Here is a 19,872-nt window from a genome sequence, read left to right as displayed (position 1 = left end):
CTCGCCCCGGGAGCGGGGCGTGGCGGGGTCCTGTGCGGCGCTCGCCCGGCCGGTGGCCGGCCTCGGCAGGGCCTTGCGGTCGACCTTGCCGTGCGCGGTCAGCGGGAGCGCGTCGAGGACGAGGAGGTGCTGCGGCACCATGTACGCGGGCAGGGTCGCCGCGAGGTGGCCGCGGAGCGCGCCGGTGTCGGGGCGGGTGTGCTCGCGGGGGACGCAGTGGGCGACCAGGTGCTTGCCGCCGGAGGCGTCGTCGACGACGGTGACGACGGCGTCGGCGAGGTCGGGGTGGCGGCGCAGGGCGGTCTCGATCTCGCCGAGTTCGATGCGGTGGCCGCGGATCTTCACCTGGTGGTCGCGGCGCTCCAGGAAGACGAGTGCGCCGTCGTCGTCGCGGCGGACGCGGTCGCCGGTGCGGTACATGCGGGAGCCGGCGGCGCCGTACGGGTCGGGGACGAAGGTGCCGGCCGTGCGGGCCGGGTCGCCGAGGTAGCCGCGGCCGACGCCGGTGCCCGCGACGTACAGCTCGCCGGGGGTGCCGTCGGGCAGCGGCCGCAGGTCGTCGCCGAGCACGTACAGGCGGGTGTTGCGGACGGGGACGCCGATGGGGACGGGCCCGTCGGCCGCGGGGGCCCGCCGGATGTGGGCGTGGGTGACGTCGTCGGAGCACTCGGTGGGCCCGTAGGCGTTGACGAGCGGGGTTCCGGGGTGGCGGGCCAGCCAGCGGTGGCACAGGTCGGCGGGCAGCGCCTCGCCGGTGACCATGAGGTGGCGCAGGCCCGGCAGGTCGACGCCGGTGCCGGTGAGGTCCCAGGCGTCGAGGGCGGCGCGCAGCAGGGAGGGCACGACCTCCAGGACGGTGACGCCGTCCTCGGCGGTGAGCGCGAAGAGGAGGTCCGGGTCGGCGGCGGTGTCCCGGCCGACGACGCGGACGCGTCCGCCGACGACGAGCGGGGCGAGCATCTGCCAGACGGAGATGTCGAAGGTGACGGGGGCGTTCTGCACGAGCGTGTCGCGCTCGGTGAGGGCCAGGTCGTCGACCTTGGCGAGCAGGTGGTTGACCATGCCGGCGCGGTGCACCATGGCGCCCTTGGGCTGCCCGGTGGAGCCGGAGGTGAAGATCACGTACGCCAGGTCCTGCGGGGTCCCGGCGAGCGGCGCGAGGGCGGCCAGCGGGTCCTCGGCGTCGTCGGGGGTGACGATCCGCACGGGCCGTCCGGCGGCTGCGGCGGCCTGTTCGGCGAGGGCGTGGTGCGGGGCGTCGGCGATCAGCCGGTCGATGCCGTGGTCGGCGATCAGGGCGGCGGTGCGGGCGACGGGCGCGTGCGGGTCGAGCGGCACGTAGGCGGCGCCCGCGCCGATGACGGCGAGCACCGAGGTCACGTAGCCGACGCCGGGGGTGACGAGGACGCCGACGAGTCCGCCGCCGGGCAGGGCGCGGGACAGCGCGGAGGCGCGGCCGACCAGGGAGGCGTACGTGACGCGAGCGTCGTCGTCCTCGACGGCGATCGCGTCGGGGCGGCGGGCGGCCTGCTCGCGGACCCGCTCGACGAGGCTGTCGAACTCCGCGGGGCGCTCGGGGCCGAGGGCGGTGCGCAGCCAGTCGGCGTGGCCGTCGGCGGTGGCGCCTGCCGGGTCGCCGGGGGCGTCGAGGCCGCCGAGGCGCTCCTCGCCGGCGGCGGTGGCGAACCGTCCGAGGAAGGCGGCGAGCCGGTCGAGGTGCCGCTCGGTCTCGGCCTCGGTGTAGCGGTCGGGGTTGCCGTTGAGGTGGATCTCGATTCCGCCGCCGGGGGTCTCGACGAGGGTGACCATGACGTCGTCGACGAGTCCGGTGGACAGGTTGTGCACCTCGGCCGTGCACGGCCCGAGGTCGAGGCCGGTCTGCTGCGGCAGCAGGTTGACGAAGGGGCCGAAGGGCCGGCGGTCGTCGCTGCGCAGCCCCATGCCGCGGCGGATGGCGCTGACGCGGTGCCGCTGGTGCCGGAGCACCTGGGCGAGCTCTCGGGAGGTGGCCCGGAGCAGGTCCGCCTTGGTGAGGGTGGGCCGCACGGGGACGCGCAGCGGCAGGTAGTTGGCCATCATGCCGGGCACGGCCCGCTGCTGGGCGGTCATGCGGGCGGTGACGGGCAGGGTGAGCAGCACCTCGTCGGTGCCGGAGGTGCGCTGGGTGTACAGGGCGACGGCGGCCATGGCCACGGTGGGCCAGGTGACGTCCGCGCGGCCGGCGCTCTCGCGCAGGGCGCGGGCCGTCTCCTCGGGCAGCACGACGGAGCGGCGCAGGGAGCCGTCGGGGAGTCCGGCGGTGGGGGCCCGGCGGGAGAGCGTGGCGAGTTCCGGCGGCTCGGGGAAGCGCCGCTGCCAGAACTCGGCGTCGCGGCGGGCCGCTCGGGAGGCCTGGTAGGCGGTCTCGGCGGCGGCCAGTTCGCCCAGCGGCGGCAGCGCCCCGGCGGGGGCGGGGGCGGCGGGATCGGCCGCGTACAGCTCGGCGAGCCGGTGCCACAGCACGGTCTGGCTGAAGCCGTCGCACAGCAGGTGGTGCACGCACAGGTAGAACAGGGTGCGGTCGGGGGCGACGGTGAGGAGCGCGGTCCGCATCAGCGGGAAGTCCTCGATGCGCAGGGGGACGGCGAGGTCCCGCCGCATCCAGTCCTGGGCGGCGGCCGCGGGGTCGTCGGTGTGCCGCAGGTCGACCTCGGTGAGCGGCGGCTCGGGGAGCGGTTCGACGCTCTGGCGCGGCTCGCCGTCGTGGTCGGTGAAGCGGGCCCGCAGGCACTGGGCCTCGTCGACGAGGCGGCGCAGGGCGGTGCGGAAGCGGCCGGTGTCGAGCGGGCCGCGGATGTCGAGGTAGCCGGCCGAGTTGTACGCGCTGGCGGGTCCGGCGTCCCGGGCGTCGAGCCAGATCTCCACCTGGCCCGCGGTGAGCGCCGGTCCGGCGCCCGGAGTCGATGTCATCACAGGCTCCCAGTGGTGGTCGGGCCGACCCGGGCGGGATCGGCGGAGTGGTGCGGGGCGGGCTGCGGGTGGGGCGGGGAGGGCCGGCTGCCGGGGTCGGCGGGGGTGGGCCCGCCGGCGGGTCCGGCCGGGGCCGGCGGTGGGGTGAAGGGCTCGCCGGTGAGGGCGTCCGGGCCGAAGGACTCGTCCACCCAGCCGTCGTCGTAGACGGTGTCCAGGTAGCGCTCGCCGAGGTCGGGGGCGATGGCGACGGCCGTCAGGTCGCCGTCGGGACGGTGTTCGCGCAGCCAGCGGACGGCGCCGCTGAGCACGGTGCCGGTGGAGCCGCCGAGCAGGAAGCCCTCGCGCAGCAGCGCCCGGCAGGCGCGCACGGTGTCCTGTTCGGGGACGATGACGACGTCGTCGACGACGGAGGCGTCGAGGATGGCGGGCCTGACGCTGGTGCCGAGGCCGGGGATGAGCCGGGGGGACGGTTCGCCGCCGAAGTTGACGGAGCCGACCGCGTCGACGGCGACGATGGTCACCGCCGGGTGGTGTTCGCGGAAGTAGCGGGCGCAGCCCATCAGGGTGCCGGTGGTGCCCGCGCCGACGAAGAGGATGTCCAGGTCGGGGAAGGCCTTGGCGATCTGCGGGGCCGTCGACTGGTAGTGCGCCGTCCAGTTGCCGTTGTTGGCGTACTGGTTGAGCCAGTGGAAGTCGTCGTGCTCCTCGCACAGCCGGCGGACCAGGTCGAGGCGGGCGCCGAGCAGCCCCCGCTCCGGGTGCGGCCGGGAGACCACCCGTACGTCGGCGCCGAACCGCTGCATGAGCCGGCGGGACGCCTGGGTGCAGCGGGAGTCGGTGACGCAGACGAAGCGGTAGCCCCGGCTGACGGCGACCAGGCTGAGGGCCACTCCGAGGTTTCCGGAGGAGCTCTCGACGATGGTCATGCCGGGGCGGAGCGCCCCGGCGCGCTCGGCGGACTCCACCATCTCGTTCGCGGCGCGGAGTTTCACCGAGCCCGCGAAGTTGAAGCCCTCGCATTTCAGATAGAGGGGATATCCGGTGACCCGCCGGACGTCGACGAAAAGGTCGTCGACGTCGAATTCCTGCGGCGTCGTGATGACTGGCATGCGTCTACTCCCGCCCGATGCGCGCGTGTTCAGCCCGTGGTGGTCCGCCGCTGTCCGTAGCGGTCCAATTCGTGGAAGAAGTCGTCGACGACGTGCAGTTCGCCTGCGTCGCGGACGAGGTCGTGGACGTACTTGCCGACGGCGAGGTCGAGCACGCCGAGCCCGAACGGGGAGAACACCAGCGGCTGCGCGGGATCGGGCCGGACGGCGCCGGTGATCACGTCGTACAGAGTGCCGGTGAGGAACTCCCGGTTGCCGGTGCGCTGTTCGGCGAGGTGGACCGAGGTGTCGGCCTTGAGGCAGTGCTCGACGTCGTCGACGATGTTGGCCGAGGCCAGGATGATCTCGGGTGCCAGGTCGCGCAGCGAGACGTGCAGCACGAGCGGGCGGTGGGCGAAGAGCCCGGGGTCGGTGACGTGCGGCTTCCCGGCGACGGTGGCGAAGACGACGAGGTCGCAGGAGCGCAGCAGGTCGTCGGCGGTCTCGTGGACGGTGACCGGGGCCCGCTCGCCGGTCTGCTCCAGGTAGACGCGGAAGTCGCGCGCGTACTCGGGGTTCAGGTCGTGGACGCCCACGTGCTCGAACTCCCAGCCGGTGGCGGCCAGGAAGGTGTGGACGTAGCGGGCGATGAGTCCGGTGCCCACGATGCCGAGCCGCCGCGGCCGGGGCCGGCCCTCGGAGAGCCGGTCGGCGGCGAGCGCGGCGGACGCGGCGGTCCGCACGGCGCTGATGATGGAGGCCTCCATGCAGGCGAACGGGTAGCCCGTGGCGGGGTCGTTCAGGAGGAGGGCCGCCGAGGCGCGCGGCAGACCGGAGGTGATGTTGGCGGGGAAGCTCGAGATCCACTTGATGCCGTCGACGCCGATGTCGCCGCCGCAGGAGGCGGGCAGCGCGATGATCCGCGCGTCGGGCCGGTCGGGGAAGCGCAGGAAGTACGAGGGCGGGTTGACGGTCCGGCCCGCTCCGTGGAGCCGGTAGGCGGCCTCCACGATCTCGACGACCTGTTTCTCGCGGCCGGCGAGGGCGGCCTGGACCTGCCCGCCCGGTATCACTGCGAAGGCCGGGGACGGCTTCACCATGACGTGTCCACCTTTTCAGACTCTCGGACGATGACGTCCCGGTTCGGCCGGGGACGATGGGTGCATGCTTGCGCCGGGCCCTGACGCCGGGCTGATCCGCCTCTGACGGGCGCCCTCAGCGGACGGCGAGGGGCGGCGCGGCGCGGTCGATCTTGCCGCCGAGCAGGCCCTGGAAGAGGGTGAGGCGCTGCATGTTGGCGGTGCCTTCGAGGAACTCCATCGCCCGGGCGTCCCGGGCGAGTTTGTCGAGCAGCGGGTGGTCGAGGCGCGCGCCGGGCCCGAAGAACGAGCAGGCCGCGAGGGTGGCGTCCTCGGCGAGCCGGGCGGTGCGGAGTTTGGCGGCCGAGGCGAGGTGGCCGTCGGTGCCGCGGGCGTCGACGGCGGCCGCGGCGTGGTGCACCAGGAGGCGGGCCGCGTCGACGCGCCGGACGAGGTCGTCGAGGCGTTCGCGTTCGGCGGCGCGCAGGGTGCCGCGGTGGTCGGCGACGTACTCGAGGGCGGCGCGGGCGATGCCGACGGAGATGGCGGCGACGCCCGGGCGCAGCAGGTTGAACGTCTGCACGAAGGCCCAGACGCCCCGCCGGGTGGCGGGCAGGTGCCGGCCGAGGAAGTGCTCCTCGGGGACGGCGACGCCGTCCATGGCGATGGAGCTGATCCGGGCGCCGCGCAGTCCGATCATGTCGAGCGGTGCGGCGCGGAAGCCGGGGTCGGTGGTGTCGACGAGGACGGCGCTGATGCCGAGCGGCCCGGGGCCGCTGCGGGCGAACACCACGCCGAGCTGGGCGCGCGAGGCGTTGCCGACGTAGCGTTTCTCCCCGCTGAGCAGGGCGCCGTCGGCGGTGCGGGTGAGGGTGCTGCGGAGGGCCGCGGCGTCCGAGCCGCCGTCCGGTTCGGTCAGGGCGAAGCAGGTCCACAGCGGCTCGCTGAGCATCCGGCCGTAGAACCACTTCTTCTGGGCCTCGTCGGCGAAGAGGCCGACGGCGACGCCGGCGAGCAGCGGGCCGGGCGAGGCGACCAGGGTGCCGACGTCGGCGCAGGCCAACTCCTCCATGACGACGGCCCGTTCGAGGGCGGAGTCGCCGTAGAAGCGGTGCCCGTCGATCTTCTCCGGCTCGTGGCCGTAGGCGGCGGGGATGCCCATGGTGGCAAGGTGGCGTACGGCCGGGAGGTCGAAGTGGTGCCGGATCGCCTCCGGGTCGCGGTCGATCTCCAGGGCGAGCGGGCGCAGTTGCTCCCCCCACTCGCGCAGCCGGGCGCGCAGCACGGCGAGGCGGGCGTCCACGTGGGTCACGGTGTGACCTCCTCGCCGGTGTGGGCCTCGGCGAGGAGCTCCGAGGCGTACGCGGTCAGGCCGGGGCTGTCCATGAGGTAGCCCGAGGCGCCGAGCAGCCGTACCTGTTCGCGGTCGGCGGCGGTGATCCGGCGGTGCAGGTGGCCCAGCATGCCGGTGTCGAGGTCGCCGGGGGCGGTCCCGGTGAGGACGGCGCGGACCTCCAGGTGCTCGACCAGGACGTCGGCGACGGTGCCTTTGACCAGCTGCTGCTGGAGGACGGTGGTGTCGCCGGTGCGCCGGTGGGCGAGGTGGGCGACGCAGGCGGACCGCAGGCCTTCGGAGAGGCCGAGGCGCAGCCAGACGAGCCCGCGGGCGTACGCGGCGGCCGCGGCCTCGTCGGCGGTGTCCGGGCGGCGGTCGCCGTCCGGTGCCGGGCGGGTGACGCGGGTGGTGACGACCGTGCCGCCCGGCAGGGGCGTCTCGGTGAGGACGGTCTCCCGCCGGCGGTCGCGCGGCCGGCGCCGGCCGCCGGCCCAGATCTCCCCGGCCTCCGCGTGGGTCCGCGCGTCCACCACGGCGTGCCCGGCGGGGCCGCAGGGCAGCAGGCCGGGCAGCGCGGCGGAGCCCAGCGCGGCCAGCGCGGGGGCGAGGCCCTCGCGCCGGGCCACGCCGTGGACGTGCTCCGCCGCGCCGTGTTCGTGTTCCGGCGGTGCCTGGCCGCCGGGGGCGAGGGTGGTCATGCGTCTCTCCGGAGGAGGCAGGCGCTGAGTTCGCCGGTCTCCGGGTCGTGGTCGAGCAGGGCGAGACGGTCCTCGTGCGGGGCCCGCTCCGCCTCGGCGAGCAGCTCCGTGAGCGTGGCGGAGGCCGGGAGTCCGGCGGGGGCCGGGAGCCGCCGGCCGGTGTGGCCGGGCAGCGCCGGGCCCGCGCCGAGGGCCGGGCCGAGGACGAGGGGCGTGTCCGGGCCGCAGCCCAGTTCGGCGAGGAGCCGCGGGGCGAGGGCGGCGACGTCCTCGGCGGTGGCGCCGGAGGCGCGGCGCACCGCGAGCTCACCGGCGCCGCCGTCGGCGGTGAACAGCAGGGCGGCGCCCGCGTCCCCGGCGAGGTCGCGGCCCGTCTCGTACGGCAGGGTGGCCTGGTCGAGGACGAACACGGCGGCCGAGCGGTAGCCGTGCCGCCTGACGTACCGGCCGGCCACCTCCAGCGCGACGAAGGGCGCCGCGGAGCCGCAGTCGGCGACGGTGAGCACCTGGGGGTCGCCGGGGACGAGCACGGACAGCGCGGTGACGGCGGCGAGCCGGCAGTCCAGGTCCGGGGTGGTGTGGGCGACGACGACGAGCTCGGTCTCCACGGGCTCGGGGGACAGTTCCGCGAGGAGCGCCGCGGACATTCCGGCGAAGCTGTTGCCGGTGCCGCGGGCGGCGACCTCCGGGCGGGGCTCGACCCCGTACAGCGTGGTGAGGTCGGCGAAGTGGCGTACGGAGAAGGCGTCGTCGATCCGGGCCGTACCCTCCGGGAACGTGCGGTGCACGGCCCCGGCGAGCCGGAGCGGGAACGCTCCGGCGGCCGCGGCCGCGGCGGCGCGGGGGGCGAGGGCGGGCTGCACGGTCATCCCCGGGCACCCGATTCGGCCGCGATGAAGTCGGTCAGCGAGCGCACGCTGGCGAAGTGCGCCATCTCCAGCGAGTCCGTGTCGAACTCGATGTCCAGCGACTCCTCCAGGCGCATCAGCATCTCGAAGACGCCGGTGGAGTCCAGGCCCAGCTCGTCGAAGAGCCGGGAGTCCTCGGTGAGTTCCGGCAGGTCGTAGTCGAGGACGTCGTGCAGGGCCGCGGAGATCTCGGCGACGATCCGGGCACGGTCGGTGGTGGTCGTTCCGGGCATGGTGGGAGTCCTTCCGGCGGTGGTCGGGGTCAGTTGGCGGCGGTGGCGCGGGCGTGCAGCACGGCCTGCGGGAGCCGCTGCTTGCTCAGCAGGTCGGCGGGGCGGTCGGGCTCGCGGACGAGGTGGGCCCGCCCGTCGACGACGAGCACCTCGGCGGGGTAGCCGTGGCTGAGGAAGTTCACGGGGGACGCGGTGGGGCCGTAGGCGCCGGAGCGGTCCACGCCGAGCAGGTCGCCGGGGGCGAGCGGCGGCAGCTGGATCTTCTTGGCCAGGGTGTCGTTGGGGGTGCACAGCGGGCCCGTGACGTTCCACGTCTCGGTGCCGGTCTCCTCGCCGGCGCCGCTGAGCAGCCGCATCGGGAAGTTCCGCTTGACGAACGAGCCGATGCCGACCGCCGCCATGTGGTGGTGGGTGCCGCCGTCGGTGACGGCGAAGTTCTCGCCGAGCGAGGTCTTCACGTACCGGACGCGCAGGACGTACGTCCCGGCCTCGGCGGTGAGGTAGCGGCCGAGCTCCATGACGAGCCGGGTGCTCGGGTGGCGGTCGGCGAAGCCGGCCAGGACCGGGTTGAGGTCGGTGGCCAGGACCGACAGGTCGAGGTCGTTCTCGCCGTCGAAGTAGGCGACGCCGAGTCCGCCGCCGATGTCGACGAGTTCGAGCGGGAAGCCGAGGGCGGCGGAGAGCCGTTCGGCGAGGTCGAAGATGCGCGTGGAGTTCTCGACGACGGACTGCTCGCTGAGGATGCGGGTGCCCATGTAGACCTGCACGCCCATCAGGCGGACGTGCGGGTGGCGCGCGGCGAGGTCGGGGTCGGCGAGCAGCTGTGCCTCGTCGATGCCGAACTGGCGGGGCTTGCCGCCCATGGTGAGGCCGGAGCCCTTCACCGAGAAGGCGGGGTTGACGCGCAGCGCGACGGGGGCGCGCACTCCGCGCTCCCGGGCCAGTTCGTCGATGAGGGCGAGCTCCTGCGTCGACTCGCAGACGAGGGCGGAGATGCCCTCGTCCAGGCAGGCGGCGATCTCGTCGCGGCTCTTGCCCGGGCCGAGGAAGATGATGTCCTCGGGGGCGACGCCGGCCTGCCGGGCGGTGAGGAGCTCGGTCATCGAGCAGACCTCGGCGCGGGCGCCGTGGGCGTGCAGCAGGGCGCAGACGGCGATGTTGGGGTTGGACTTGAGGGAGAAGAAGAACTCCAGGCGCGGGTCGAAGGCCTCGCGGAGCGCCCGCATGCGGCCTTCCAGCGCGTCCCCGTCGTACAGGTAGAACGGGGTGCCGTAGGTCTCGGCGAGTTCGGCGACGGGTATGCCCTGGACCTCGTGTCGTGTGCTCATGCCGCGTTGTCCTTCCGTGCCGCGAGTCGCGCGGCGATCTCCGTGTCGAGGGCCCCGACGCGGTCGTCGGACTCCGCGACGAGGACCCCGTACAGGCGTCCGTCGACGGTGTGTCCGGCCGTCTCCGCCGTCTCGGCGAAGCCCGCGTTGACCGTGGCGTGGTTGTTGACGAGCAGGCCGCTGCCCCGGGCCGGGTCGAAGAGGAGCCCGTCGAGCAGGGTCCGGGTCTCGGCGAACGACAGGGGCGTGGTGAGCCGCAGCGGGTAGTGGCGGGCGACGGCGATGCGTCCTTCCCCGACGAACCGCTCCTCCAGGCCGACCTGATAGGTCGACATGTTGTGCCGGGCGTTGATCTCCACGACCGGGTAGAGGCCGCCCTCGGGGTCGAGCATGGCGTCGACGCCGACGACCCCGAAGTAGCCGTCGCCGGCGAGGCGCTTGCCGAGCCGCTCGGCGGCGTCGACGACCGCGTCCCGCTGGGCGGGGGTGAGCCGGGCGGGCATCCGGTGTCCCTTGTGGACGCCGCCCTCGGTGAGCTGTTCCTTGACGAAGTCGAAGTGCGTGCCGCCGTCGCGGCCGACCGTGAACTGGTAGTTCAGGTCGGTCTCCTTGGCCACCCACTCCTCGACGACGAAGGCGAGGGAGCCGTTCCCGGAGCGCTCGGCCTGCTTGCGCACCATGCCGAGGATCCGGTCGGCCCTGCGCGGGCTCTCCAGGACGGCGATGCCCTTGCCGGAGACGCCGAACGCCTCCTTCACCACGTACCGCGAGCCGGTGTCGGCCGTGGCGGCGGCGAACGCGGCGGCGAGTTCGTCGAGGGTCTCGCAGGCCCAGCCGCGGGGCTGGCGCAGGCCGAGCTCGTCGGCGACGCGGCGGCTGTACACCTTGCTGTTGACCGCCTTGCAGGTCTCCGGGCCGGGTCCGGCGAGCGGCAGACCCGCGGTCTTCGCGAACCGTCGCTCGTCGGCGGAGATGCCGTGCGCGGTGACCTGGCAGCCCTGCCCCGACGGCCCCGCCAGGGCGGAGAGGGCGGCGAGCAGCGCCGGGTCGTCGAGGGCGTCCTCGGTGACGGTGCGCTGCGGGTCCTGCCGGCCGGGCACGTGGATCCGGGGCAGGTCGACGCCGAGTCCGGCGAGGAAGTCGAGGTAGTCGTCGTCCGGCCGGGTCTTGAGGACGACGTGGTCGGCGCCGCCGCCGAGGAACAGGGCGAACTCGTCCATGTGGTTGACCACGGCGTTGGCCGTCGCGGCCGACAGACGTGGCAGGGTGTGCTCGCCCTTCGCCCACTGCTGCTCCACCTCGAAGTTGCCGAGGAACAGCAGCGGGGTGTCGGGCGCCCCGGTCAGGGCCGTCGCGAGGCGCGCTCGGAAGCCCGGAAGTGTGCCGCTCATGTGCCGTCCTCTCGGGGTCAGTGCTGGAGGACCGCCGCCGCGAACGACTGGCCGAGGCCCGCGGAGGTCATCAGGTAGAAGCCTCCGGGCCGCAGCAGGCCGAGTTCGCGCGCGGACTGGTAGTTGACGAAGGGGTCGGCGCAGAAGCAGTGACCGGTCTTCGCGATGTTCTCCAGGAAGATGCGGTCCTGCGGAATGCCGAGGTTCTTGCCGGCGACCGTCCAGGAGACGCGGTTGACGTTGTGCGGGAGCACGAGGTCGAGATCGCCGACACCGATTCCGGCGTCGGCGAGCGCGTCGTGGATGACGTCGGCCATGACGTCCTGGTAGATGCGCTTGGCCTCCCTGGCACCCTCGGGGTCCAGGTCGATCACACCGTCGTCCCGGCCGATGATGCGGGCCCGATAGCCCAGCACCCGGTCACGGGGGCCGTTCGCGCTGACGAGCAGGGCCGTCATGCCCTCGCCCATGATGGAGACGTCCTCGACCCACTGGGAGAACGGGGTGAACGTCTTGTCGCCGGCCAGGACCAGGGCGAGGGCGTCCGGGTCGGGGTCGGCGGCCAGCAGGGTGCCCGCCACGTCGAGGGCGAGCAGTCCGGTCGCGCAGCCGTGGTCGGCCACGGAGAACACGGTCGCGTGGCGCAGTCCGAGCGCCTCGCGCACCTGCTGGAGGGGGCTGACGGGATAGGGCGCGGTGGTGCGCAGCCCCTTGGCACGCACCACGTAGCGCACGCGGTCTTCCTGGCCTGCGAGGGCCTCCAGCTTCCCGGCCGCCGCGAGCAGCAGTTCGGCCTCGGACTGGTCGGGCGCCTGGCAGATCCGTTCCAGGCCGTAGAGCCTGGTGAACCTGCGTACCTGCTGGTCCGTGAGGCCCAGCGGTTCACGCAGTTCTTCCACGGGTATGGCGGGTGGCAGGTAACTCGACACCGCTTCGAGCGAGGTCATGCGCCGGGCCTCCTTGAGTGGTCGGAGCCACTCAAGACTCTTCAGAGGCGCTGACAGCGGGCTGACGCCGCGCTGATCGCCGCCTCCGCCGGGGCCCTGCCGGCATTCGGAGCGGGGCCTTCCGGCGGGCGGCGCGGGGCCCTGCCGGCGTTCGGAGCGGGCCTTTCCGGCGGGCGGGGCGGGGCCTTTCCGGCGGGCGGGGCGGGCCGGGGCCCGCCCGGGCTCAGCTGTTCCTGACGGTGATGTCGCCGTTGCTGGTGCGCACGCCGAGCTCGTACTTGCCGGCCGGGTCGCTGGGCACGTCGACGGTCCGGTCGCCGTTGTTCGAGTCGACGGTCACCTTGTAGCTGGCCTTGGGCACGGTGAGGGTGACGTCGCCGTTGGAGGTCTGGGCGCGGACGTCGGCGGGGGTGTCCGGGGTCAGGTTGATCTTGCCGTTGGAGGTCTGGGCCTGGATCCGGTCGCCCTTGATGCCGGTGCCGTTGATCTGGCCGTTGGTGGTGCGGACCTGGACGGTGCCGGTGACGCCGTTCATCTCGATGCGGCCGGAGCTGGTCGTCACCGCGACCGAGCCGACCTGGGCCAGGCGGATCGCTCCGCTGGAGACCTCGCCGTTGACCGGGATGCCGGCCGGGACGTCGACGGTGTAGTTGACCGAGCAGCGGTTGCCGCAGCCGCCGAGGATCAGGACGCCGTTCTCGATCCGGTGGGTGGCGCCGGTGGGCTGCTCGCCCTGGAACTCGATCTTGCGGTGCAGCGCGAAGGGGCCGTCCTTGACGCCGTTGACCGTGACGCCGCCCGAGCCGTTGTCGAGGCGGACCGAGGTGAACTTGCCGGAGAGGGTGCTGTCGTCCTCGTAGGTCTCGCCCTGCACCATGCCGCAGGAGGTGAGCGAGCCGACGGCGATGCCGGAAACCGCGATGATCCCGAGGCCGCGGAGTAACTGACGCATGAGGTCCCTCAGTTCTGGAGAGTGGCCCGAACGGGCACGGGGGGGGAAACCGGTCCGGACCCCTGGTGGGCCCGGCGCTCTGCGACGCTATCGCACCTGCAACCGAGCGACCATGGGGCAAACCCCCGGGTCCCGACGTGGGCTGACCGTACCCCCGAAGCGGTGACCGGGGCGGTCGCGGCGGCGCCCCCTCGGCGCGGCCCGGCCGGTGTCAGCGGGGTGTCAGCGGGGCATCAGCGGCGGGGCCCAGCATCGTCCCATGACTGCGGCGACGACCCTGCCCCCAGGCAGAACGCTGGGCGTACTCGGCGGAATGGGGCCCGCGGCGACCGCGGAGTTCCTGCGGCTGCTCGCCCTCGACGTGCCGGCGTCCCGGGACCAGGACCACCCCCGGATCGTCATGCTCTCCGACCCCGGCATCCCCGATCGCACCGCGGCCGTCCTCGGTGACGACACCGAGGCCGCGCGCCGCATTCGCAAACATCTGTTCACCCTCGTCGAATGGGGGGCCGATCTGCTGGCGATCCCCTGCAACACCGCGCACGCGCTGCTCGACGACATCGCCTCCGAACTCCCCGCCCCGCTCGTCGACATCGTCGACGCGACCCTCGACGAGGCGGTCCGCCTGAGTCCGGAGGGGGGCTGGCTCACGGCGACCACCGGGACCGTCGCCAGCGGCGTCTACCAGAAGCGGGCGGCGGCCCGGGGATACCCGCTGCACGTGCCCCGCGACGCCGAGCAGGAGCGCGTCCACGCGGCCGCCGGCCTGGTGAAGGCGGGGCGGACCGAGGAGGCAGCCGGCGCCTTCCAGGACGTCGTGACCTCCCTGCTGCGGCGGCGCCCGCTGCCGGTGCTCGCCGCCTGCACCGAACTCCCGCTCGCCCACCGGGCCTCCGCGCTGCCGCCGGAGTCCATGGTCTCCAGTCTGCACGCGCTGTCCCGCGCCTGCGTCGCCGCACTGCTCTGAGGAGGGCCCCATGCCGTGGACCCGTACGACCGCACCGCGGGCCTCGGCCCCGGTGCGGCTCTTCTGTTTCCCGCACGCCGGCGGCTCCCCCCTGTTCTTCCGGGGGTGGGCCGCCGCGCTCGACGGGACCGAGCTGTACACCGTCTGCTACCCGGGCCGCGCCGAACGCCTCGGTGAGGAACCGTCACGGGACCTGCGCGCGATGGCCCGCCGGATCGGCGAGGAGATCGCCGCCCAGGACGACGGCCGGCGGGTCGTCCTCTTCGGGCACAGCATGGGCGCGCTCGTGGCGTACGAGACGGCCGCCGACCTCCAGGAGCGCGGGGCGCCGGTGGCCGGGCTCGTCGTCTCCGGGGCGCGGGCACCGCACCTGCCGCGCGCCGACGCGCCCGAGGGCCCGGAGGGCGCGCTGCGGACGCTGGCCGAACTGGGCGGCACCGACCCGGAGTTGCTGGCCGACCCGGGTTTCCGCGACCTGATCCTGCCCGCCCTCACCGCCGACTTCGCCATGCTCGGCGACTACCGGCAGCCGGACCGGCCGCCGCTGTCCTGTCCCGTCACCGCGCTCGTCGGCGACTCCGATCCCCGGGTGGCGCCCGAGCAGGCCGCCGCCTGGCAGGAGGCGACCCGCGGGGAGTTCCGGCTGCGGACGGTGGCCGGCGGCCATTTCTACCTGGCCGCCGAGCCTCCGTTCGACGTGCTCAGGGACGGCTGCCGGGTGTGAGCGTCGCCGGACGCTCGCGGTACATCTCGGCGAGGAGGAAGGCCAGGTCCAGGGACTGGTCGTGGTTGAGCCTCGGGTCGCAGGCGGTCTCGTAGCGCTGGGCCAGGTCCTCGGTGCGAACGGCGTTGCCGCCGCCCACGCACTCGGTGACGTCGTCGCCGGTGAGTTCCACGTGGACGCCGCCGGGGTGGGTGCCGAGGGCGTGGTGCACCTCCATGAAGCCGCGGACCTCGTCGAGGACGGCGTCGAAGCGGCGGGTCTTGTGGCCGCTCGGCGCCGTGAACGTGTTGCCGTGCATCGGGTCGCTGACCCAGCACACCCGCGCCCCCTCCGCGGTCACCTTCTCCACCAGGGTGGGCAGCACGTCACGGACCCGGTCGGCGCCGGCCCGGACCACCAGGGTCAGCCGGCCCGGTTCGCGGGCCGGGTCGAGGCGGTCGATGAGGCCGAGGACGTCGTCGGCGGAGGCGGTGGGACCGAGCTTGACCGCGATCGGGTTGGCGATCCGCGAGAAGTACTCGACGTGCGCGCCGTCCAGGTCCCGGGTCCGCTCCCCGATCCACAGCAGGTGCCCGCTGGCGGCGTACGAGCGGCCGGTCTCCCCCTCGGGTCGGGTGAGGGCGGCCTCGTAGTCGAGGAGCAGGCCCTCGTGGCCGACGAAGAACTCGGCGCTCGTCAGTTCGCCGAGGCCGACCCCGCAGGCCTGCATGAAGGCGAGGGTGCGGTCGATCTCGTCGGCGATCCGCTCGTAGCGCCGGCCGGCCGCCGAACCCGCCACGAATCCCTTGTTCCAGTCGTGCACCTGCCGCAGGTCGGCGAAGCCGCCGGTGGTGAGCGCGCGGACCAGGTTGAGGGTGGTCGCGGACGCCTCGTACATCCGCCGCATGCGCCACGGGTCGGGGGTGCGGGCCTCCTCGGTGAAGGCGGCCCCGTTGACCGCGTCCCCCCGGTAGGAGGGCAGGGTCAGGCCGTCCCTCGACTCGACGGGGCTGGAGCGGGGCTTGGCGTACTGCCCCGCCATCCGGCCCACCTTCACCACCGGCAGGGCGGTCGCGTGGGTGAGGACGACGGCCATCTGGAGCAGGGTCCGCAGCTTGCCGCGCACCCCCTGGGAGGTCGCCTCGCCGAAGGTCTCCGCGCAGTCGCCGCCCTGGAGGAGGACGGCCTCGCCCCGGGCGACGGCGGCCATCCGCTCGCGCAGCCGGTCGCACTCGGCGGCCAGGACCAGCGGCGGCGCCTGGGTCAGCCAGCGCGTCGCGGCGGCCGCCTCGCGCCGGTCGGGCCAATCGGGCTGCTGGGCGGCGGCGAGCGTCCGCCAGGAGTCGCCCGGCCCGCCGGCCGCCCAGGTCTCTCCGGATTCGCCGGGCTGTCCGGTCTCGCTGGATTCGTTTTCCATGGTCCGAGCTCCCTTTCCGTGCGCAGGTCCGAACGAAAACCATGGAAAGCACAGTGCATTACGGCGGCCGGGGTCAAGGAATTCGGAAGTGGTCCGTATCGGCGCCGGGGAATTGGTCTGGCACGCCGGGGTGGTCACGCGGTTCTCTTTTCATCGTCGGGAGGGATCGACCGCTGCCCGAGGACGATTTCGAGAATGCGACGGGAGTTCACCGTGACGGAGATGACGGAGCATGGATCCATCGAGGTACGGGTCGTGGCCGACGCGTTGCCGTGGCACGACCCGCTCGATCTGTACACCGGGTTGGGGGAGGCGCTCGGCAGCTCGGAGATCTTTCTCTTCGAGGACCTGAGCGGGGACGGTCCGCGGCAGCGGCGCTCCGCCACCGTGGGCGTGGGCCGGATCGCGGAGATCCGCGGGTTCGCCGGCCATGTCGAGATCGACGGCGCGCCGGAGGTGGTGCGCGCGCTCGTGGCCGCCGCCGAGGCCGCCGGGCTCCGGCCGGAGGCGGGCGGGGAGGGTGGTGCGCACCGGCTGCGGCTCGGCTCCTCCGACGAGCTGTGGGAGCTGGCGGCCCGCGCCCAGCGGCTGTTCGTCCTCGACACCGCGCTCCCCGCGGACGAGTACGCCTTCGGGTTCCTGACCACGTTCGCGTACGAGTCCGCCTGGCACATGGACGAACTGCCGCCCCGGACCAAGGAGTCGGCCGGGCCCGACGTGACCCTGACGCTGTTCCGGGACACCGTCCGGTACGGGCCGGGGGGCGTGCGTCTGCTCAGCGCCGACAGTCCGGCCTTCCCGGCGCGCCCGGCCGGCCTGGACGTCGCCGTGGAGGTGTGGGCCGCGGCCCAGCGCCCGGAGGACGACCCCCGGTCCGCCGTGCCGCAGGCCCCGGCGCCCCGCGAGGTGCGCGACAGCGTCAGCCGCTCGACGTTCCTCGACTGGGCCGGGCGCTGCCTCGACCACATCGCGGTCGGTGACATCTACCAGATCCAGATCGGCCACCGCATCGACGTCCGGACCGCGCTGGGCCCCGTCGACGTCTACCGCCGGCTGCGCGGCCGCAACCCCTCGCCGCACATGTACCTCCTGCCGCGCGCCGGCCGGACGCTGATCGGCGCAAGCCCCGAGCTGTTCTTCCGGATCGAGGACGGCGCCATCGTGATGCGCCCCATCGCGGGCACGGCCCGGCGCCACCCGGACGACCACGAGGAGAACGAGCGGCGGGTGAAGGAGATGCGCGAGAGCGAGAAGGAGCGCGCCGAGCACATCATGCTGGTCGACCTCTGCCGCAACGACATCGGACGGGTCTGCCGGCCGAGCGTCCAGCCGGTCGACCGGCTGATGGCGGTGGAGACCTTCTCGCACGTGTTCCACCTGGTCTCGACCGTCTCCGGCGAGCTGGAGCCGGAGGTCGACCCGTGGCAGGCGGTCCGGGCCACGTTCCCGGCCGGCACCATGACCGGCGCCCCCAAGCTCCGCGCGATGGAGATCATCGACGGTCTGGAGCAGGAGCACCGCGGCGCCTACGCGGGGGCCGTGGGCGTGGTCGACGTGCGCGGCTGGAGCGAACTGGCCCTGTGCATCCGCACGATCGAGTACGACGGCGCCGTCTACTCCACGCAGAGCTCGGCCGGCCTGGTGGCGCAGTCCGACCCCGAGGCCGAGTGGCGCGAGACCCTGGCCAAGATGGGCGCCGCCTACTGGGCGCTCACCGGCGCCGAACTCCTGGCATGACCGGCGCGCCGCCGCGTCGGCCGCCGCAGCCGCCGCCTTCCCGGCCGAGCCACCCGACCCGTCCGACCCACCCGAACGCCCCGACGCCGCACTGGAGACGCCCGGTATGAAGGTCCTGCTGATCGACGCGTACGACAGCTTCGTCCACATCATCGACCAGTACCTCCGCACCCTCGGGGCCGACACGGAGGTCGTACGGTCGCGCACCCGCTCCCCCGAGGAGCTCGCCGCCGCGCGCCCCGACGCGGTGGTGCTCGGCCCCGGCCCGGGGCACCCCGCGGACTCCGGTCACGTCGAGCTCGTCCACCGCTTCGCCGGCCGGGTGCCGCTGCTCGGCGTCTGCCTCGGCCACCAGGCCATCGCCCTGGCGTACGGCGGCCGGGTCGACGTCGCCGACGAGCTCATGCACGGCCGGACGAGCACGGTGCGCCACGACGGCGCCGGCATCTACCGGGGCCTCGGCAACTCCCTCGAAGCCACCCGCTACCACTCGCTGGTGGTCGCCGAGCCGCTGCCCGAGGAGCTCCTGGTCACCGCCGTCGCCGCCGACCACGGCTATGTGATGGGTCTGCGGCACCGCTCGCTCGCCGTCGAGGGCGTGCAGTTCCACCCGGAGAGCATCATGACGACGGCGGGCCTCACCCTCCTGGAGAACTTCCTCTCCACGGCCGGGTCCCCGACGCCCGGAGGGGCCGCAGCGCACGAGGACGCCGGGCTCACCGGCGCACGGCCGCGCTGATCTCCCGTACGGCCTCGGCCACGCCCGAGCGCGGCAGATGGGTGTGCCCGACGACGAGCGCGGGCGCGCCGCGGAGCGGCCGGGCGTGGTAGGCCGCCGCGCCCCGCACCAGCACCGACCGGCCCAGGGCGGCGCTCACCAGCGCCGCCTCGTCGGCGTGCCGGGGCAGCCGGAGGTACGCGTGATGGCCGGCGGCCCGGCCGGTGACCACCGCGCCGGGCAGATGGCGGCGCACCGCCTCGTCCAGGGCCTCGCGGCGGCCCCGGCAGTGGGCGTTGAGCCGGCGCAGGTGCCGGTCGAACATCCCGCCGCGGAGCAGTTCCGCGAAGGCCAGCTGGGTCAGCGTCTCGGTGCCCAGGTCGTGCCGGGCCCGGCCGCGCAGCAGCGGCTCGACGAGCTCGCCGGGGACGGCGAGCCAGCCGAGTCTGAGCCCGGGCGCGAGCGTCTTGCTGGCGGTCCCGGCGTAGAGGACGCGGTCCGGGGCGAGGCGCTGGAGCGCCGGCGGGCGGGGCGTGCGCTCGTACCAGAGGCCGCCGTCGTAGTCGTCCTCGATCACCCAGCCGCCGACGGCCCTGGCCCACCGGACCAGGGCCTCGCGCCGTCGTGCGCTCAGGGTCACCCCGGTGGGGAACTGGTGGGCGGGGGTCACGAGGACGGCCCTGGCGCCGGTCGCGGCCAGCGCCTCGACGTCGATGCCCTCCTCGTCGACGGGGACGGGCACGGGCGTCAGCCCGCTCTCCCCCAGGAACCTGCGCTGCCCCGGGTGGCCGGGGTCCTCGATGGCGAGCCGGTCCACGCCGTGCCAGGGCAGTACGGAGCAGAGCAGGCCGAGGGCGTGCCCGAAGCCGGCGACGACCATGATGGTGCCGGCGTCCGCGCGCACCCCGCGCGATCGGCCCAGGTAGTGGGCGAGTTCGGTGCGCAGGGCGGGTTCGCCCGCCGGCGGCGGGTAGTCGTGGTCGGCGGGTGTGGCCGCGTCGAGGACGCGCTGGTAGCAGGAGAGCCACTCCCGCCGGGGGAAGGCGGGCAGGTTGCGTCCGCCGGCCCGCAGGTCCCAGCGGGTCTCCGGGCCGCTCCCGGCGTCCAGCAGCGCCGGCACGACGGCCGGCTCGGCCAGGTGCGGGCCCACCCGGGTGCCGGCGCCCCGGGTCGCCTCCAGATAGCCCTCGGCGACGAGCTGGCCGTAGGCCTCGACGACGACGCTGCGCGAGACGTCGAGGTCGTCGGCGAGGGCGCGGCTGGACGGCAGCCGGGTGCCGGGATGGAGGACTCCCTCGGATATCTCGTTCTTGATGAACCGCTGGATCTGCGCCGTCAGGGAAACCTCGGAATCCCTCACGATGTCCATGGACATGTGCAGTGCCACAGCACTTCCCTCCCTCTGGCGGGCTCGCGTG

The 19,872-nt window shown here is 74.2% G+C and carries 16 protein-coding genes and 2 pseudogenes; 4 read left to right on the top strand and 14 right to left on the bottom strand.

The window, feature by feature from the left end; all coding sequences use genetic code 11:
• Positions 1-96: 96 nt before the first annotated feature.
• From DEJ43_RS38875 to DEJ43_RS31310, 12 genes and pseudogenes are all read right to left on the bottom strand, one after another.
• A pseudogene (locus DEJ43_RS38875) lies at positions 97-1,506 on the bottom strand (amino acid adenylation domain-containing protein); the annotation flags it as partial.
• A gap of 183 nt (positions 1,507-1,689) precedes the next feature.
• Positions 1,690-2,949: pseudogene (locus DEJ43_RS38870) on the bottom strand (condensation domain-containing protein); the annotation flags it as partial.
• The gene (sbnA, locus tag DEJ43_RS37655) at positions 2,949-4,061 is read right to left on the bottom strand and encodes a 2,3-diaminopropionate biosynthesis protein SbnA (RefSeq protein WP_015037444.1); all 1,113 of its coding nucleotides are present in this window, start codon (positions 4,059-4,061) and stop codon (positions 2,949-2,951) included. The pseudogene DEJ43_RS38870 and the gene sbnA, both read right to left, overlap by 1 nt.
• A 29-nt stretch (positions 4,062-4,090) precedes the next feature.
• Entirely contained in the window at positions 4,091-5,140 is a 1,050-nt protein-coding gene (gene sbnB, locus DEJ43_RS31350) for a 2,3-diaminopropionate biosynthesis protein SbnB (protein ID WP_015037443.1), read from the bottom strand.
• Between the two features lie 115 nt (positions 5,141-5,255).
• Positions 5,256-6,431: an acyl-CoA dehydrogenase family protein gene (locus DEJ43_RS31345; protein ID WP_015037442.1), complete on the bottom strand. Its 1,176-nt coding sequence runs from the start codon at positions 6,429-6,431 to the stop codon at positions 5,256-5,258.
• Positions 6,428-7,153, bottom strand: coding sequence for a hypothetical protein (locus DEJ43_RS31340; RefSeq protein ID WP_015037441.1), 726 nt, complete (start codon positions 7,151-7,153; stop codon positions 6,428-6,430). Before DEJ43_RS31340 ends, DEJ43_RS31345 begins: the two co-directional genes overlap by 4 nt.
• On the bottom strand, positions 7,150-8,022 hold the full coding sequence (locus tag DEJ43_RS31335) for a hypothetical protein (RefSeq protein ID WP_015037440.1): 873 nt from the start codon (positions 8,020-8,022) through the stop codon (positions 7,150-7,152). Before DEJ43_RS31335 ends, DEJ43_RS31340 begins: the two co-directional genes overlap by 4 nt.
• Positions 8,019-8,294 (bottom strand): acyl carrier protein, encoded by a 276-nt coding sequence (locus tag DEJ43_RS31330; RefSeq protein ID WP_015037439.1) that lies wholly within the window; start codon positions 8,292-8,294, stop codon positions 8,019-8,021. Before DEJ43_RS31330 ends, DEJ43_RS31335 begins: the two co-directional genes overlap by 4 nt.
• Before the next feature lie 29 nt (positions 8,295-8,323).
• Positions 8,324-9,622: a type III PLP-dependent enzyme gene (locus DEJ43_RS31325; protein ID WP_015037438.1), complete on the bottom strand. Its 1,299-nt coding sequence runs from the start codon at positions 9,620-9,622 to the stop codon at positions 8,324-8,326.
• Positions 9,619-11,013, bottom strand: coding sequence for a preATP grasp domain-containing protein (locus DEJ43_RS31320; protein ID WP_015037437.1), 1,395 nt, complete (start codon positions 11,011-11,013; stop codon positions 9,619-9,621). The genes DEJ43_RS31325 and DEJ43_RS31320 overlap by 4 nt, the downstream gene beginning before the upstream one ends.
• A gap of 17 nt (positions 11,014-11,030) precedes the next feature.
• Positions 11,031-11,960, bottom strand: a complete 930-nt coding sequence (locus tag DEJ43_RS31315) for a 3-oxoacyl-[acyl-carrier-protein] synthase III C-terminal domain-containing protein (RefSeq protein ID WP_015037436.1) — start codon at positions 11,958-11,960, stop codon at positions 11,031-11,033.
• A 223-nt stretch (positions 11,961-12,183) separates the two neighbouring features.
• Positions 12,184-12,912 carry a DUF4097 family beta strand repeat-containing protein gene (locus DEJ43_RS31310; protein ID WP_015037435.1) on the bottom strand — a complete coding sequence of 243 codons (729 nt, stop codon included), beginning with the start codon at positions 12,910-12,912 and terminating at the stop codon, positions 12,184-12,186.
• Between the two features lie 259 nt (positions 12,913-13,171).
• On the opposite strand from DEJ43_RS31310, the gene DEJ43_RS31305 reads away from it, so the two are divergent.
• On the top strand, positions 13,172-13,879 hold the full coding sequence (locus DEJ43_RS31305; RefSeq protein ID WP_015037434.1) for an aspartate/glutamate racemase family protein: 708 nt from the start codon (positions 13,172-13,174) through the stop codon (positions 13,877-13,879).
• Between the two features lie 10 nt (positions 13,880-13,889).
• Positions 13,890-14,603 (top strand): thioesterase II family protein, encoded by a 714-nt coding sequence (locus tag DEJ43_RS31300; RefSeq protein WP_015037433.1) that lies wholly within the window; start codon positions 13,890-13,892, stop codon positions 14,601-14,603.
• Here DEJ43_RS31300 and DEJ43_RS31295 read toward each other — a convergent pair.
• Entirely contained in the window at positions 14,581-15,999 is a 1,419-nt protein-coding gene (locus DEJ43_RS31295; RefSeq protein ID WP_015037432.1) for a class II 3-deoxy-7-phosphoheptulonate synthase, read from the bottom strand. The genes DEJ43_RS31300 and DEJ43_RS31295 overlap by 23 nt on opposite strands.
• Before the next feature lie 222 nt (positions 16,000-16,221).
• Between DEJ43_RS31295 and DEJ43_RS31290 the strand changes: the two genes are divergently transcribed.
• Positions 16,222-17,736 (top strand): anthranilate synthase component I family protein, encoded by a 1,515-nt coding sequence (locus DEJ43_RS31290; protein ID WP_078508925.1) that lies wholly within the window; start codon positions 16,222-16,224, stop codon positions 17,734-17,736.
• 106 nt (positions 17,737-17,842) lie between these two features.
• Positions 17,843-18,475 (top strand): anthranilate synthase component II, encoded by a 633-nt coding sequence (locus DEJ43_RS31285; protein ID WP_015037430.1) that lies wholly within the window; start codon positions 17,843-17,845, stop codon positions 18,473-18,475.
• On the opposite strand, the gene pdxR is transcribed toward DEJ43_RS31285, so the two are convergent.
• Positions 18,453-19,841: a MocR-like pyridoxine biosynthesis transcription factor PdxR gene (gene pdxR / locus DEJ43_RS31280; protein WP_015037429.1), complete on the bottom strand. Its 1,389-nt coding sequence runs from the start codon at positions 19,839-19,841 to the stop codon at positions 18,453-18,455. The genes DEJ43_RS31285 and pdxR overlap by 23 nt on opposite strands.
• Positions 19,842-19,872: the final 31 nt, after the last annotated feature.

The sequence above is a fragment of the Streptomyces venezuelae ATCC 10712 genome, assembly GCF_008639165.1.
GTDB lineage: Bacteria > Actinomycetota > Actinomycetes > Streptomycetales > Streptomycetaceae > Streptomyces > Streptomyces venezuelae.
This window is presented reverse-complemented; position numbering and strand designations above follow the sequence as displayed.